This is a genomic window from Olleya sp. HaHaR_3_96 (genome assembly GCF_019278545.1).
Classification (GTDB): Bacteria; Bacteroidota; Bacteroidia; order Flavobacteriales; family Flavobacteriaceae; genus Olleya.
The window spans coordinates 3,087,433-3,101,456 of the sequence record NZ_CP058987.1 but is presented as its reverse complement, the minus strand read 5'-3'; the positions used below and the strand labels follow the sequence as shown (position 1 = coordinate 3,101,456).

Here is a 14,024-nt window from a genome sequence, read left to right as displayed (position 1 = left end):
AATTAATGTCAACACAAACACTCTTATATATCATTTTAGCAGGAATAGTAGCGCTTTTACTAGCGTTGTTTCAGTATAAATACAAAACAAAAGGCGCATCAAAATCTAATGCGCTTTTTGCTTTTTTACGTTTTATTACCTTATTTTCAGTCTTATTACTGCTTATAAATCCAAAATTTGAGCAAGTAAAATATTATACTGAAAAACCAAATTTGGTGGTAGCTGTGGATAACTCTGCGTCCATAAAGCATTTAAAACAAGAGGAAAATGCGAAAGTGTTTTTAAATTCCATTACTAATAATTCCCAATTAAAAGACAAGTTTAATATTGAAGTGTTTGCTTTTGGAAACACCTTAAATACCAGTGATAGTTTATCGTTTACTGAGACACAGACCCATTTAGATAAGGTTTTTAAGCAATTAGGACAAGTTTATAAAAACACGATTTCCCCAACCATATTGGTGACCGATGGGAATCAAACGATTGGGAATGATTACCAATTCTCTGCAAAAAAATATAACCAAGCTATTTATCCTGTAATTTTAGGGGATACTGTGGTATATTCAGATTTACAGATCACTAAGTTAAATGTAAATAAATATGCTTATTTAAAAAATAAATTTCCAGTTGAAGCTATTGTAGTGTATAACGGAGAGGAAGAAGTAACCAGTAAATTTGTCGTTACAAAAAGTAATACTACAGTCTATTCTAAAGTTGTAAAATTGGATAAAAGTAATAATAGTGAAGTTTTAAATTTCACGTTATCCGCAAATAGTGTTGGAGTACAAAGTTACAAAGCACAGATTATTCCGTTGTCTATAGAGAAAAATAAAACCAATAATTATAAGAATTTTGCAGTAGAAATCATCGATCAAAAATCAAAAATAGCTATTGTTAGTACAGTTTTACATCCTGATTTAGGAGCTTTAAAAAAGAGTATTGAAAGTAACGAACAACGTGAGGTTGTATTTTTGAAACCAAATAAATTTTTAGATCAAATAAATGATTTTCAACTAGTTATTTTATATCAGCCAAACAATAGCTTTAAGTCTGTTTTTGAAGCATTGGAACAACAAAATACAAATAAATGGATTATTTCAGGGCCTAATACAGATTGGAATTTTGTAAATAGTACTTCTAAAAATTATAGGTTTTTACTTTCTTTTGAAACGGAAGATTACCAGCCTTCTTTAAACACAAATTATAGTTCTTTTATTTTGGATGATTTAAATTTTGAAAGTTTTCCGCCATTACAATCTACTTTTGGCGAGGCTTATTTTAATGTTCCTTTTGAAGTTATTTTATTTAAAAAATTGTCTGGAATAAAAACGGAACAACCATTATTAGCAACATTAGAAACTAATGGTAGGAGAGAAGCATTATTGTTTGGACAAGGTATTTGGAAATGGCGTGCTCAAAGTTATTTAAATGATGATGGTTTTTTACAGTTTGATAACTTTATAGGTAAGTTGGTGCAATACTTAGCTTCTAATAAGCGTAAAAATAGATTGAATATTGATTACAATTCATTTTACAACGGAAGTGATAATATTGTGATTAGTGCTCAGTTTTTTAATAAGAATTACGAGTTTGATGCTAATGCTTCTTTATCAATTTCATTGAAAAATAAAGATTCAGGGCAAACTTTAAATCGACCTTTTATTTTAAAAGGAAATAATTATAAAGTCAATTTAAGTGGTTTAGAGGCTGGAAACTATAATTTTACGGTTAGTGAGTCTTCCGAGAATGTTTCGGTTTCTGGTGGTTTTAAAATCATTGAATATAATGTCGAGCAACAATTTTTGAATGCGGATGTAACAAAACTAAAACAGGTCGCTATTAATAGTAATGGAAATGCTTATTTTGTTAGTGATTATAATGCTTTAGTGCAAAGTTTATTAGATAATAATCGTTATCAATCCATTCAAAAAAGCAATAAAAGTGTCGTACCTTTGATTGATTGGTATTATTTACTATTTATTATAACGCTAAGTTTAGCGTTGGAGTGGTTTATAAGAAAATACCAAGGATTAATTTAAAACAAGATAAACTATGGATAAATTACCTAAAATTGCATTCCCGATAATTATTGGAGTTGTAATAGCTGTTATTTTAATTGCTAAATCTGCAGTTACCATTGACTCAGGGCAAGCGGGTGTGCTTTTTGAGACTTTTGGAGATGGAGTTGTTATTGATGAGCCACCTATGGGAGAGGGGTTTCATATTGTAGCGCCATGGAATAAGGTATTCATTTATGAGGTAAGACAGCAAGAGGTTTTTGAAAAAATGAGCGCTTTATCATCAAATGGATTAGATATTAAATTGGATGCGTCAATTTGGTTTCAACCAGATTTCAAAAATTTAGGAAAATTGCATCAAGAAAAAAGTAAGGAATATATTAATCGTGTTTTACTACCAGCAATTCGTTCAGCAGCAAGGAGTGTTGTAGGACGTTATACTCCTGAGCAATTATATTCAAGTAAGAGAGATGCTATTCAGGAAGAGATTTTTGAAGAAACAAAAAAATTGGTAGAAAATCAATATATTCAATTGAACGAGGTTTTAGTTAGAGATGTAACTTTGCCACCAACAATTAAAGATGCTATTGAGCGTAAATTAAAACAAGAGCAAGAATCGTTAGAATATGAGTTTAGATTAGTTACAGCTGCAAAAGAGGCAGAAAAAGTAATTATTGAAGCACAAGGAAAAGCAGATGCCAATCGTATTTTAAGTGCATCATTAACGGATAAGATTTTACAAGATAAAGGTATTGAAGCAACGGTAAAGTTGTCTGAGTCGCCTAATAGTAAAGTGATTGTTATTGGATCAGGTGATAGTGGAATGCCTATTATTTTAGGTAATCAGTAAAACTGAAAAAAAACATTTATAAAAAAAAAGCAACACTAAATTTAGTGTTGCTTTTTTTTATGCTTTTAATTTAATGTTAAGGACGATCGACAAATTGATTGTAAATAACTTTAAGATCGGTATCAGTTAAACTAGAGCTCGATTTTAGCTTAGCTGTAAACTGTTTAACCTCGTCAGGTGTTGCGGGACACCCAATGTTATTCCCTTTGTTATCTAAGGAGTCGGTTATTAAGTTACCATCTGCATCAAAAATCAACCAAAAGGGAATACCAGAATTTTCACCTTTATATTTAACTAGTAGTTCTTGAGCAACAGGGTTTTCTAAGTTTTTATTCTTTTTAGATTCTTGAACCGTTAAATATTTAATTATATATTCGCCTTCAAAAAGTGCTTTTGTGTTATCAGACATCATATTATTGTCCATTTTTTTGCACCAGCCACACCAAGAAGCGTGAAATAATACAAAAATATGTTTTCCTTCCTTTTTAGCTGTAACCTGCGCTTCTTTAATGATTGTTTTCGCAGATTCTTGACTTTTAGCTATTTGACTAGTCATTAGAAGAAGGCAAACGAGCAGTATTAGTTTTGATTTCATGTGTTTAGGTTAAATTTTGAATAAAAATAGAATTTTATTGCAGATTAATTTGGTTTTTAAAATAAAATTTAACAATATTTGTAAAGAAGAAAAATAAGACATGAATTTTATTCAATTACATCATCATCATTTCCATACTAGCACTCAAGCCAGTTAGAAATGTATTGAATAAAACCAAGATATATTTTAAAACCGTTTGAGTAAATCAAGCGGTTTTTTGTATTTATATACTTTCCGAAAGATTTACTCAAATTTTCAAAAAAATCTAAAAAATTAAAAAGAAAAGACAATGAGTAAATTAAAAATTGCAGTTCAAAAATCAGGAAGATTAAACGAGGATTCTATGCGAATTCTAAAAGAGGTTGGTATTTCTATAGATAATGGTAAAGATCAATTAAAAGCGTCAGCAAAAAACTTTCCACTAGAAATTTTTTATCTACGTAATGGGGATATTCCACAATACCTTAAAGACGGTGTGGTAGATGTTGCTATCATTGGAGAAAACGTATTAATAGAAAAAGGAAATGGGATTACAATTTCTGAAAAACTTGGATTTTCTACTTGTAAAGTTTCTGTGGCAGTGCCAAAAGGAGTAAAGTACAATTCAGTAAAAGATTTAGAAGGAAAACGCATCGCAACGTCTTACCCAAATACTGTTAATCAGTTTTTAGAGAAAAACGGAGTAACAGCCAACTTACACATAATTAATGGTTCTGTAGAGATTGCTCCAAATATTGGATTAGCAGACGCTATTGTAGATATTGTATCTAGCGGAAGTACTTTATTCAAAAACGGTTTAAAAGAAGCAGAGGTTATTTTAAAGTCAGAAGCTGTACTAGCGGTTTCTCCTCAAATTTCTGATGATAATCAAGCTATTCTTAATAAATTACAATTCAGATTACAATCTGTTTTAAAAGCTAGACAATCACGTTACGTATTATTAAATGCACCAAATAACAAGGTGGACGATATTATAAATATTTTACCAGGAATGAAAAGTCCAACGGTTTTACCATTGGCGCAAGAGGGTTGGAGCTCAATCCACTCTGTAATTAATAAAAACGATTTCTGGGAAATTATTGACGAACTAAAACTAAATGGAGCAGAAGGTATCCTAGTTTGTCCAATCGATAACATGGTATTATAATGAAAACTATAAACAACCCAGAAAAAGCAACGTGGTCAGACATTTTGCAACGTCCAACACAAACCGTTAATGATATAGAAGCTACGGTAACTCAAATTTTTGAAGATGTACAACGTAATGGTGACCAAGCGGTCGCTAAGTACACGCAATTATTTGATGGAGCAGAATTAAAAACAAATATCGTTACAGTTGAAGAAGTTGAAGCAGCAAGTGCTAAAGTTTCAAAGCCATTAAAAGAAGCCATTCAGCAAGCAAAAAGCAATATTGAAGCGTTTCATACCGCACAAAAAACCGAAAAAGTTAGTGTGCAAACAACAGAAGGTGTTAACTGTTGGCAAGAAAAAAGAGCGATTCAAAAAGTCGGGATTTATATTCCTGCAGGTACAGCGCCTTTGTTTTCAACGGTTTTAATGTTAGCAGTGCCTGCACAAATTGCAGGTTGTAAAGAGATTGTATTATGTTCGCCACCAAATAAAGAAGGTAAAATTGCTAACGAAATTTTATATGCAGCACAACTTTGTGGAGTGACTAAAATCATAAAAGTTGGCGGAATCCAAGCGATTGCTGGTTTGACATTTGGTACAGCAAGTATTCCTCAGGTTTATAAAATATTTGGACCAGGAAATCAATTTGTAACCGTTGCTAAGCAATTATCAACGAAGTACGGTGTTGCTATTGACATGCCTGCAGGACCAAGCGAGTTGTTAGTTGTGGCAGACGATACTGCAAATGCTAGTTATGTGGCTTCGGATTTATTAAGTCAAGCAGAACATGGTGCAGATAGCCAAGTCATTTTGGTGTCTACCTCTCAAAAGTTAATTGACGCTGTCGCGGAAGAGATTCAGCTTCAGCTAAAAGCACTTCCAAGACAAGACATTGCACAACAAGCTATAGATAATTCTAAATCTATTTTAGTTGAAACTGATGCCATAGCCTTAGATTTAATTAATCAATACGGACCAGAACACTTTATTGTTTGTACAGATAATAACGATTTTTATGTGGACGGAATCGAGAATGCAGGATCGGTATTTATTGGTAATTACACACCAGAAAGTGCTGGAGATTATGCGTCTGGAACTAATCACACCTTACCAACTAATGGATTTAGTAAAGCCTATTCAGGAGTGAATTTAGATAGTTTTACAAAAGCGATTACCTTTCAGAATATTACAAAACAAGGGTTGCTAAATATTGGAAACACTATTGAGTTAATGGCTGAAGCCGAAGGATTACAAGCACACAAAAATGCGGTGACAATTCGTTTAAAGGATTTAAAATAAGGAAACGTCATACTGAACTAGTTTCAGTATCACACAAGTTTTTAAATAATGGGACACTGAAATAAATTTAGTGTGACGGGATGTTTGAAACAAGAGATAGGAAACGAGAAACAAGAAACAAGAAACAAGAAACGAGAATTATGAATCATTATTTAAAGTTCGAAACACTATCGCAACGTCATACTGAACTGGTTTCAATATCACACAAGTTTTTAAATAATGAGACACTGAAATAAATTCAGTGTGACGTGATGTTTGAAACAAGAGATAGGAAATGAGAAACGAGAAACAAGAAACATGGATTATGAATCGTGAATTATGAATCATTATTTAAAGTTCGAAACACCATCGCAACGTCATGCTGAACTGGTTTCAGTATCACACAAGTTTTTTAATAATGAGACACTGAAATAAATTCAGTGTGACGTGATATTTGAAACAAGAGTTAAGAAATAAGAGATAAGAAACGAGAATCATGAATCGTGAATCATAAATCATTATTTAAAGTTCGAAACACCATCGCAACGTCATGCTGAACTGGTTTCAGTATCACACAAGTATAAATAATGAGACACTGAAATAAATTCAGTGTGACGCGATGTTTGAAACAAGAGTTCAGAAACGAGAAACAAGAAACAAGAAACAAGAATTATGAATTGTGGATCATGATTTAAAATTTAAACACCATCGCAACGTCATGCTGAACTAGTTTCAGTATCACACAAGAATAATACAACAGAATACTGCCAATACATTTAGTAATAAGAAAAAATGAACCAAAAAATAAACATAAACAATCTGGTTAGAGCTAACATAAAAGCGCTAAAACCGTATTCTTCAGCAAGAGATGAATTTAAAGGGACAGCAGATGTTTTTCTAGATGCAAATGAGAATCCATTTGGAGATTTAAACAGATATCCTGATCCGCAGCAAAAAGAGATTAAGGATAAATTATCTGCCATTAAAAAGGTCGAGACAGACCAAATCTTTATTGGAAATGGTAGTGACGAAGTTATTGATCTAGCGTTTCGTATTTTTTGTGAGCCGGGAAAAGACAAGGTCTTAACCTTTACGCCAACATACGGGATGTATAATGTGTCTGCCAACATCAATAATATTGAAGTTATAGAACAACCGTTAATTAATGATTTTCAGATTAATTTAAATCAATTACAACCGTATTTAGATTTTGAAGATGTCAAAATCATATTTATATGTTCTCCTAATAATCCAACGGGAAACAGTTTAAATCCAGATGATATTGAATATATTTTGGAGAATTTTAATGGTATCGTGATTGTGGACGAAGCTTATATTGATTTTAGCGCACAAGCGTCATTTATTAAAAATATTGATACATATGATAATTTAATTGTTAGTCAAACTTTTAGTAAAGCGTGGGGATTGGCAGGCGTTAGAGTAGGAGTTGCTTATGCTAGTCAGGCTATAATTACACTTTATAATCGTGTTAAACCGCCTTATAATGTTAGTACTTTAAACCAAGAAGCTGTTTTAAAAAGTTTGAATAATTTGGAAGAAGTGACTCAAAACATTGAGACTATTCTTGAAGAAAGAACGAAGTTAAAAGAGGCTTTAAACAAATTAGCGATAGTTAAAAAGATATATCCTACGGATGCTAATTTTTTGTTAGTAGAAGTGGAAGATGCTAATAAAACGTATCAATATTTAATTGAGCAGAAGGTCATTATTAGAAATAGAAATACACAAGTTAAAAATTGCATTCGAATAACTGTTGGGACACCAGAAGAAAACAATACATTAATCGAAACATTAAAATTAGTATAACGCGTTATTCTGAACTGGTTTCAGAATCTCACTACAAAAAATAGCACATGAAAAAAGTATTATTCATAGACAGAGACGGAACATTGGTACTAGAACCACCTGTAGATTATCAATTGGATAGTTTAGAGAAGTTAGAGTATTACCCAAAAGTCTTTCAATATATGGCTAAAATAGCTTCAGAATTGGATTACGAACTGGTAATGGTTACTAATCAGGATGGTTTAGGAACAGATTCATTTCCTGAAGACACCTTTTGGCCTGCACAAAATAAAGTGATGACTGCTTTTGAAAAGGAAGGCGTTGTTTTTAGTGCTGTTTTTATTGATAAAACATTTCCGCATGAAAATGCAGAAACACGTAAGCCTAGAACGGGTTTATTAACGCAGTATTTTGATAAAGAAAAGTATGATTTAGCAAATAGTTTTGTTTTAGGAGACCGTATTACGGACATGGAATTGGCTAAAAATTTAGGAGCTAAAGGTGTCTTTTTATCTGAAGATCCAGAATTAGGAGCTGACGAAATTGAAACGTCAAAGCAAGCTATTTTAGATTGTATAGCACTGACTAGTACAGATTGGGAAGCGATCTATGAGTTTTTAAAATTAGAAGATCGTGTTCAAGAAATTACTAGAAACACCAACGAGACTAAAATTTATATCAAATTAAATTTAGACGGTTCTGGAAAAAATGAGATTGATACTGGTTTATCCTTTTTTGACCACATGTTAGACCAAATTGGTCGTCATGGCGCAATGGATTTAACTATTAAAGTTGAAGGCGATTTAGAAGTGGACGAGCATCACACGATAGAAGATACGATGATTGCTTTAGGGGAGCTCTTTAATAAAGCTTTAGGTAACAAATTAGGTATCGAGCGTTATGGTTTTTGTTTACCAATGGATGACTGTTTAGCGCAAGTTGCAGTTGATTTTGGTGGTAGAAACTGGTTAGAATGGGACGCTGATTTTAAACGAGAAAAAATTGGTGATATGCCAACTGAAATGTTTTTTCATTTATTTAAATCGTTTACAGATGGTGCAAAATGTAATTTAAATATAAAAGCAGAAGGTATTAATGAGCATCATAAAATAGAAGGCATCTTTAAAGCATTTGCTAAAGCTATGAAAATGGCAGTAAAACGCGATTCCAACAAAATGTTTTTACCATCAACAAAAGGGATGTTGTAAATCAGCTGTTAGCCATTTGCTGATAGCGAAAAACGAAAAGCCAAATTATGAAACTAGTAATTATAGACTACGGAGCAGGTAATATAAAAAGTATACAATTTGCGTTTAAACGCTTAGGGTATGATGCTATATTATCTAATAATCCAGAAGAAATCAAAGCAGCAGATAAAGTAATTTTCCCTGGTGTTGGAGAGGCGAGTTCAGCAATGAAAATGCTTAAAGCAAGTGGTTTAGATGTGTTAATTCCGACGTTAACACAACCAGTTTTGGGGATTTGCTTAGGCATGCAATTGATGTGTAAATCCTCTGAAGAAGGAAATACAGAAGGTTTAGGTATTTTTGATGTGGCGGTTAAGCGTTTTGACAACTCAGTTAAAGTCCCGCAAATGGGATGGAATACTATTGCGAATCTAAAGTCTGATTTGTTTAAGGATGTCAAAAATGAAGCGTTTATGTATTCCGTACATAGTTTTTATGCCGAAAACTGTAAAGAAAGTATCGCAACTACTACTTATAGTATAGACTTTGCTTCAGCTTTACAACACAATAATTTTTATGGCGTGCAATTTCACCCTGAAAAGAGTAGTACGGCAGGAGAGCAAATATTAAAGAATTTTATTGAATTGTAAACCACTGTATTGTCACCTTGAGCGCAGTCGAAAGGTCTGAAATTAAAAGAAATAGTAACAAAAAAATAAACAGACCTTGAAAGAAATTTAGGGTTGCTTAACAAATTAATCAATGAGAATAATACCAGCAATAGACATTATAGAAGGGAAGTGTGTACGTTTGACTAAAGGTGATTACAGTACGACTAAAATCTACAGTGAAAACCCATTAGAAGTCGCTAAACAATTTGAAGATGCAGGAATTGAATACTTGCATATGGTTGACTTAGAAGGCGCAAAAGCAGCGCACGTAGTAAACTATAAAGTCTTAGAACAAGTCGCTTCTAAAACCAATCTAAAAATCGACTTTGGAGGTGGTTTAAAATCTGATAACGATATTATAACAGCATTTAACTCTGGAGCAAAACAAATTACAGGAGGAAGTATAGCAGTTAAAAATAGAGCTGTTTTTGAGAGTTGGATTAATAAATATGGAACACAGAAAATTATTCTTGGTGCAGATTGTAATAACGAAAAAATTGCAATAAGTGGTTGGTTAGAAGAAAGTAGTTTGGAAGTTATTCCATTTATTAAGGATTACCAAAAACAAGGGATTCAATATGTGATTTGTACAGATATTTCTAAAGATGGTATGTTAGAAGGACCTTCTTTAGAGTTGTATAAAAATATAATAGAACAATGTAGTAATGACAGTTCTGGTCAGTCGGTTAAATTGATTGCATCGGGAGGCGTAACAACTATCGAAGATTTAGAAAAGCTTGCTGAGATAGGATGTGAAGGTGTGATTATCGGAAAAGCACTCTATGAAAACAGAATTACTTTAAAAGAATTGGAACGCTTTTTATAATAGTGATTAAAATGCTATTGTGGCATTAATAATTACGATTATAATGTCACACTGAGCGCAGTCGAAGTGTCTCTAATAAGAAATATAGTAGTATAATAATTAACAATAAACCTTGATTTCGAGGACATAAATATGCTAACAAAACGAATCATACCTTGTTTAGACATTAAAGACGGAAGAACCGTTAAAGGTGTCAATTTTGTAAACCTACGTGATGCAGGAGATCCTGTAGAATTGGCTAAGCAATACGCATTAAAAGGTGCAGACGAATTAGTGTTTTTAGATATTTCAGCAACATTAGAAGGCCGAAAAACCATGATTGATATGGTTTTAAAAGTGGCTGAACATGTTAATATTCCGTTTACGGTTGGAGGTGGTATTTCTTCAATCGCAGATGTTGATGTGTTATTAAAATCTGGAGCTGATAAAGTATCTATCAACTCTTCAGCAGTAAAAAGACCTGAATTAGTTAACGAGTTGGCTAATAAATTTGGGAGTCAGTGTGTTGTGGTTGCTATTGATGCTAAACAAATCGATGGGGAATGGATGGTGCATTTGGCGGGAGGAAGTATTCCAACAGAATTAAATTTGTTTGATTGGGCAAAAGAAGTTGAAAGTAGGGGAGCAGGAGAAATTTTGTTTACGTCTATGAATAATGATGGTACAAAAGCTGGTTTTGCAAATGAAGCCTTAGCAAAGCTATCGGAAACATTAAATATTCCGATAATAGCTTCAGGAGGCGCGGGAACAGTACAACATTTTGTAGATACTTTTAAAGTTGGTAAGTCTGACGCTGCTTTGGCTGCAAGTGTCTTTCATTTTGGTGAAATAGCAATACAAGATTTAAAAGAAGAACTACGAGAAAATAATATCGAAGTTAGATTATAATAGATGTGTCTCCTCGAGTGCAGTCGAGAGATTGTTAAAAGATAATAAGAGAAAAAGACGAATGTAAGACGGCAGACAAAGTAATAATCACAACGTCATACTGAACTAGTTTCAGTATCACATAAAGTAAAGCAGTGTAGATTGGTTTATAAAGAGAGAGTAACTCACGTAGAGAAGTATCAAAAAATAAATTCTCGATACAAAATAGTAAAAAGCAATTTCACTCAAAAAGAAGAGAGAAAAATAATCGCAACGTCATGCTGAACTAGTTTCAGTATCACATAAAGTAAAGCAGAAGAGATCCATTTGTGTTAAATAAAAAAGAGAAAAAACACATAACGTCATACTGAACTAGTTTCAGTATCACATAAAGTAAAGCAGAAGAGATCAATTTGTGCTAAATAAAAAAGAGAAAAATCACATAACGTCTTACTGAACTAGTTTCAGTATCACATAAAGTAAAGCAGAAGAGACCAATTTGTGTTAAATAAAAAAGTAAAAACAACACACAACATCATGCTGAACTAGTTTCAGTATCACATAATTAAGAAAACAGTACTAAGCAAATAAAAACACTTAGCAATTCCAATAAACAACAAGATGACAATAGATTTCAATAAAAACAACGACGGTTTAGTACCAGCAGTAATCCAAGATGCCACAACAAAAAACGTGTTGATGTTGGGGTACATGAACGAAGAAGCATTCAATAAAACTAAAGCCACTAAATTGGTAACCTTTTTTAGTCGTACTAAAAACCGTTTATGGACTAAAGGTGAAGAAAGTGGTAATGTCTTAAACCTAGTAGATATAAAACTAGATTGTGATAACGACACGTTATTAATACAAGTTAATCCAAAAGGACCAACATGTCACAAAGGCTCTGATACGTGTTGGAACGATACCAACTCTGAGAACTTCGGTTTTATTTCAAAATTAGAAAACACTATTGAAAGTAGAGTAGCAGCCGGAAATACAGAGAAATCTTATGTCGCGTCGTTATTTGCTTCAGGAATTAATAAAGTAGCACAAAAAGTAGGTGAGGAAGCGGTAGAAGTTGTTATTGAAGCAATGGATAACAAAGACGACTTGTTTTTAAGCGAAAGTGCAGATTTACTGTTTCATTATTTAATGTTATTACAAGCTAAAGGGTTTAAGCTTAATGATGTAGTAGACGTATTGAAAAGTAGAGAGAAATAATAACGTCTTTTTTATGTTTTTAAACGTATTTTAGTTGATACTAAAATTCCAATTAAAAATTAAAAACCACATGTCTTACAAAAACCATCTTTTAGCATTAGGTTTATTGTTGTCATTATCGTCTTGTTTTGACGACTTGGATGACGCGACCGAAGCTACTGTTATTACACCATTAAGTCCTACGGATTCAAATAATCCTAATCCGTTTTCGGGAGTTATGGCGCCGATTGAAATAATGCCATACGCCTCTATTTCTACAAATCGTTATTGTATCGATTTACAAGTTTGGGATATACCAAATGATAGAAGAGAGCCGGTTAAAACAACAGATAATATTCAAGCCGCCATTGATTGGGCTGTAGCCGAAGGATATGGTGAGATTTGTTTACCAGCAGGACATTATTTAATAGGAAAATATGGTAATGATATTTATCAAGCGGGTTTAGTGCTTGAAAGTAATACGGCCTTTTTATTAGATCAAAATGCAGTTATTGAAATGGCACCTAATGATAAGTGGAACTATTGTGCTATTGCAGTTAGAGGGAAGTCTAATGTTGTTATTTCTGGAGGAACGCTACTTGGGGACAGAGATGGTCACGAGTATACACCGCGAACAAGCGATGGTGCTACAGCACACGACGAAGGGCATTTAATTTGTATTGAAGGCGAAAGTGAGTTTGTAACCGTCGAAAATGTAACGTTAGGTAAAGCTAACGGTGATGGTATTTTGATGGTGGGTAGTCCAAATGGCTCGGCAGAACAATTACTTAGAGCTATTGAAATTAGAAGAAATAATTTTTCTGACAATAGAAGACAAGGGATTTCTTTAGTAGGGAGTTCTGAAGTGTTGATAGAAAATAACGAAATACACCATACAAATGGTATTCCTCCGCAATTTGGAATCGATTTAGAAGGTGCTGGTCGTTTAAATGAAAATGTGACGATCAGAACAAATTATTTCCATAATAATAGAGGAGGGGATATTGTAAATACAGATGGTAAAAATATACTTTTTGAAGACAATATATTATTACAAGGGGACGATAGTCAGTATATTGATGGCCCTATTGTGTATTGGAAAAATGCAGATTGGACCATAAGAAACAATAGTATAACAATGCGCACAGTGTCGGTTAACAATTGGAATGGTATTATTATGTATTCTAATGATAATCCTAAAACCAATCCAGCGACCACTTTTATTTATGACAATACATTAAACAATTGTGGAATGTATATGTATAAAGGTGCAGATTTAGAAATTACAGATAACTTTATGGATAATGGTCATTTAGCATTTAAAGAGATGACAAACCTTACTTTAGAAAATAATGCAGTAGACCATCCAAGTGAGTGTTGGGCGTACCGCTTTTTAGAAGTTAGTGGAAGTGCAACAGGTAATACTTATAATGGAGCACCTTTTGATATTCCATTACAGGACACCACACCTTGGGATGGCTGTTGGATAAATTAAGCAGACAAAGAGATTATACTAGTGTTTTTCCAATAGTTTAATGCGGTAACCTCTAGTATTACAATAGCAGAAAATATAAATCAGTCATAGACAATACTAA

General features: G+C 32.9%; 12 protein-coding genes. 11 read left to right on the top strand and 1 reads right to left on the bottom strand.

The genetic code is table 11. From position 1 onward, the window contains the following. Nucleotides 1–5 precede the first annotated feature (5 nt). Together H0I26_RS13580 and H0I26_RS13575 are read left to right on the top strand one after the other, a co-directional pair. Nucleotides 6–2,039, top strand: a complete 2,034-nt coding sequence (locus H0I26_RS13580) for a VWA domain-containing protein (RefSeq protein WP_218699570.1) — start codon at nt 6–8, stop codon at nt 2,037–2,039. Nucleotides 2,040–2,052: 13 nt separating this feature from the next. After that, nucleotides 2,053–2,868, top strand: a complete 816-nt coding sequence (locus H0I26_RS13575; RefSeq protein WP_218699569.1) for a prohibitin family protein — start codon at nt 2,053–2,055, stop codon at nt 2,866–2,868. Nucleotides 2,869–2,944: 76 nt separating this feature from the next. Here H0I26_RS13575 and H0I26_RS13570 read toward each other — a convergent pair whose 3' ends face one another. Next, nucleotides 2,945–3,463, bottom strand: coding sequence for a thioredoxin family protein (locus tag H0I26_RS13570; RefSeq protein WP_218699568.1), 519 nt, complete (start codon nt 3,461–3,463; stop codon nt 2,945–2,947). Nucleotides 3,464–3,752: 289 nt separating this feature from the next. Here H0I26_RS13570 and hisG point away from each other — a divergent pair, with 289 nt between their 5' ends. The 9 genes from hisG (at nt 3,753) to H0I26_RS13525 (ending at nt 13,924) form a co-directional block, all read left to right on the top strand. After that, nucleotides 3,753–4,610: an ATP phosphoribosyltransferase gene (hisG, locus tag H0I26_RS13565; protein ID WP_218699567.1), complete on the top strand. Its 858-nt coding sequence runs from the start codon at nt 3,753–3,755 to the stop codon at nt 4,608–4,610. Continuing rightward, on the top strand, nt 4,610–5,893 hold the full coding sequence (hisD, locus tag H0I26_RS13560) for a histidinol dehydrogenase (protein WP_218699566.1): 1,284 nt from the start codon (nt 4,610–4,612) through the stop codon (nt 5,891–5,893). The genes hisG and hisD overlap by 1 nt, the downstream gene beginning before the upstream one ends. Before the next feature lie 771 nt (nt 5,894–6,664). Beyond that, entirely contained in the window at nt 6,665–7,699 is a 1,035-nt protein-coding gene (hisC, locus tag H0I26_RS13555; protein ID WP_218699565.1) for a histidinol-phosphate transaminase, read from the top strand. Nucleotides 7,700–7,746: 47 nt separating this feature from the next. After that, entirely contained in the window at nt 7,747–8,886 is a 1,140-nt protein-coding gene (gene hisB, locus H0I26_RS13550) for a bifunctional histidinol-phosphatase/imidazoleglycerol-phosphate dehydratase HisB (protein ID WP_218699564.1), read from the top strand. Nucleotides 8,887–8,933: 47 nt separating this feature from the next. Further along, nucleotides 8,934–9,515 (top strand): imidazole glycerol phosphate synthase subunit HisH, encoded by a 582-nt coding sequence (gene hisH, locus H0I26_RS13545; protein WP_218699563.1) that lies wholly within the window; start codon nt 8,934–8,936, stop codon nt 9,513–9,515. 112 nt (nt 9,516–9,627) lie between these two features. Next, a complete protein-coding gene (gene hisA, locus H0I26_RS13540; RefSeq protein ID WP_101018714.1) occupies nt 9,628–10,362 on the top strand; it encodes a 1-(5-phosphoribosyl)-5-[(5-phosphoribosylamino)methylideneamino]imidazole-4-carboxamide isomerase in 735 nt (244 codons plus the stop codon). Nucleotides 10,363–10,494: 132 nt separating this feature from the next. After that, nucleotides 10,495–11,250, top strand: a complete 756-nt coding sequence (hisF, locus tag H0I26_RS13535; RefSeq protein ID WP_101018713.1) for an imidazole glycerol phosphate synthase subunit HisF — start codon at nt 10,495–10,497, stop codon at nt 11,248–11,250. Between the two features lie 600 nt (nt 11,251–11,850). After that, nucleotides 11,851–12,450, top strand: coding sequence for a bifunctional phosphoribosyl-AMP cyclohydrolase/phosphoribosyl-ATP diphosphatase HisIE (gene hisIE, locus H0I26_RS13530; RefSeq protein ID WP_218699562.1), 600 nt, complete (start codon nt 11,851–11,853; stop codon nt 12,448–12,450). Between the two features lie 70 nt (nt 12,451–12,520). Next, nucleotides 12,521–13,924 carry a right-handed parallel beta-helix repeat-containing protein gene (locus H0I26_RS13525; RefSeq protein WP_218699561.1) on the top strand — a complete coding sequence of 468 codons (1,404 nt, stop codon included), beginning with the start codon at nt 12,521–12,523 and terminating at the stop codon, nt 13,922–13,924. Nucleotides 13,925–14,024 lie beyond the last annotated feature (100 nt).

Bases quoted from the DNA above. Each gene is read 5' to 3' on its own strand.
- H0I26_RS13580 (WP_218699570.1), top strand. From the start codon at position 6: ATGTCAACACAAACACTCTTATATATCATTTTAGCAGGAATAGTAGCG.
- H0I26_RS13575 (WP_218699569.1), top strand. From the start codon at position 2,053: ATGGATAAATTACCTAAAATTGCATTCCCGATAATTATTGGAGTTGTA.
- H0I26_RS13570 (WP_218699568.1), bottom strand. From the start codon at position 3,463: ATGAAATCAAAACTAATACTGCTCGTTTGCCTTCTTCTAATGACTAGT.
- hisG (WP_218699567.1), top strand. From the start codon at position 3,753: ATGAGTAAATTAAAAATTGCAGTTCAAAAATCAGGAAGATTAAACGAG.
- hisD (WP_218699566.1), top strand. From the start codon at position 4,610: ATGAAAACTATAAACAACCCAGAAAAAGCAACGTGGTCAGACATTTTG.
- hisC (WP_218699565.1), top strand. From the start codon at position 6,665: ATGAACCAAAAAATAAACATAAACAATCTGGTTAGAGCTAACATAAAA.
- hisB (WP_218699564.1), top strand. From the start codon at position 7,747: ATGAAAAAAGTATTATTCATAGACAGAGACGGAACATTGGTACTAGAA.
- hisH (WP_218699563.1), top strand. From the start codon at position 8,934: ATGAAACTAGTAATTATAGACTACGGAGCAGGTAATATAAAAAGTATA.
- hisA (WP_101018714.1), top strand. From the start codon at position 9,628: ATGAGAATAATACCAGCAATAGACATTATAGAAGGGAAGTGTGTACGT.
- hisF (WP_101018713.1), top strand. From the start codon at position 10,495: ATGCTAACAAAACGAATCATACCTTGTTTAGACATTAAAGACGGAAGA.
- hisIE (WP_218699562.1), top strand. From the start codon at position 11,851: ATGACAATAGATTTCAATAAAAACAACGACGGTTTAGTACCAGCAGTA.
- H0I26_RS13525 (WP_218699561.1), top strand. From the start codon at position 12,521: ATGTCTTACAAAAACCATCTTTTAGCATTAGGTTTATTGTTGTCATTA.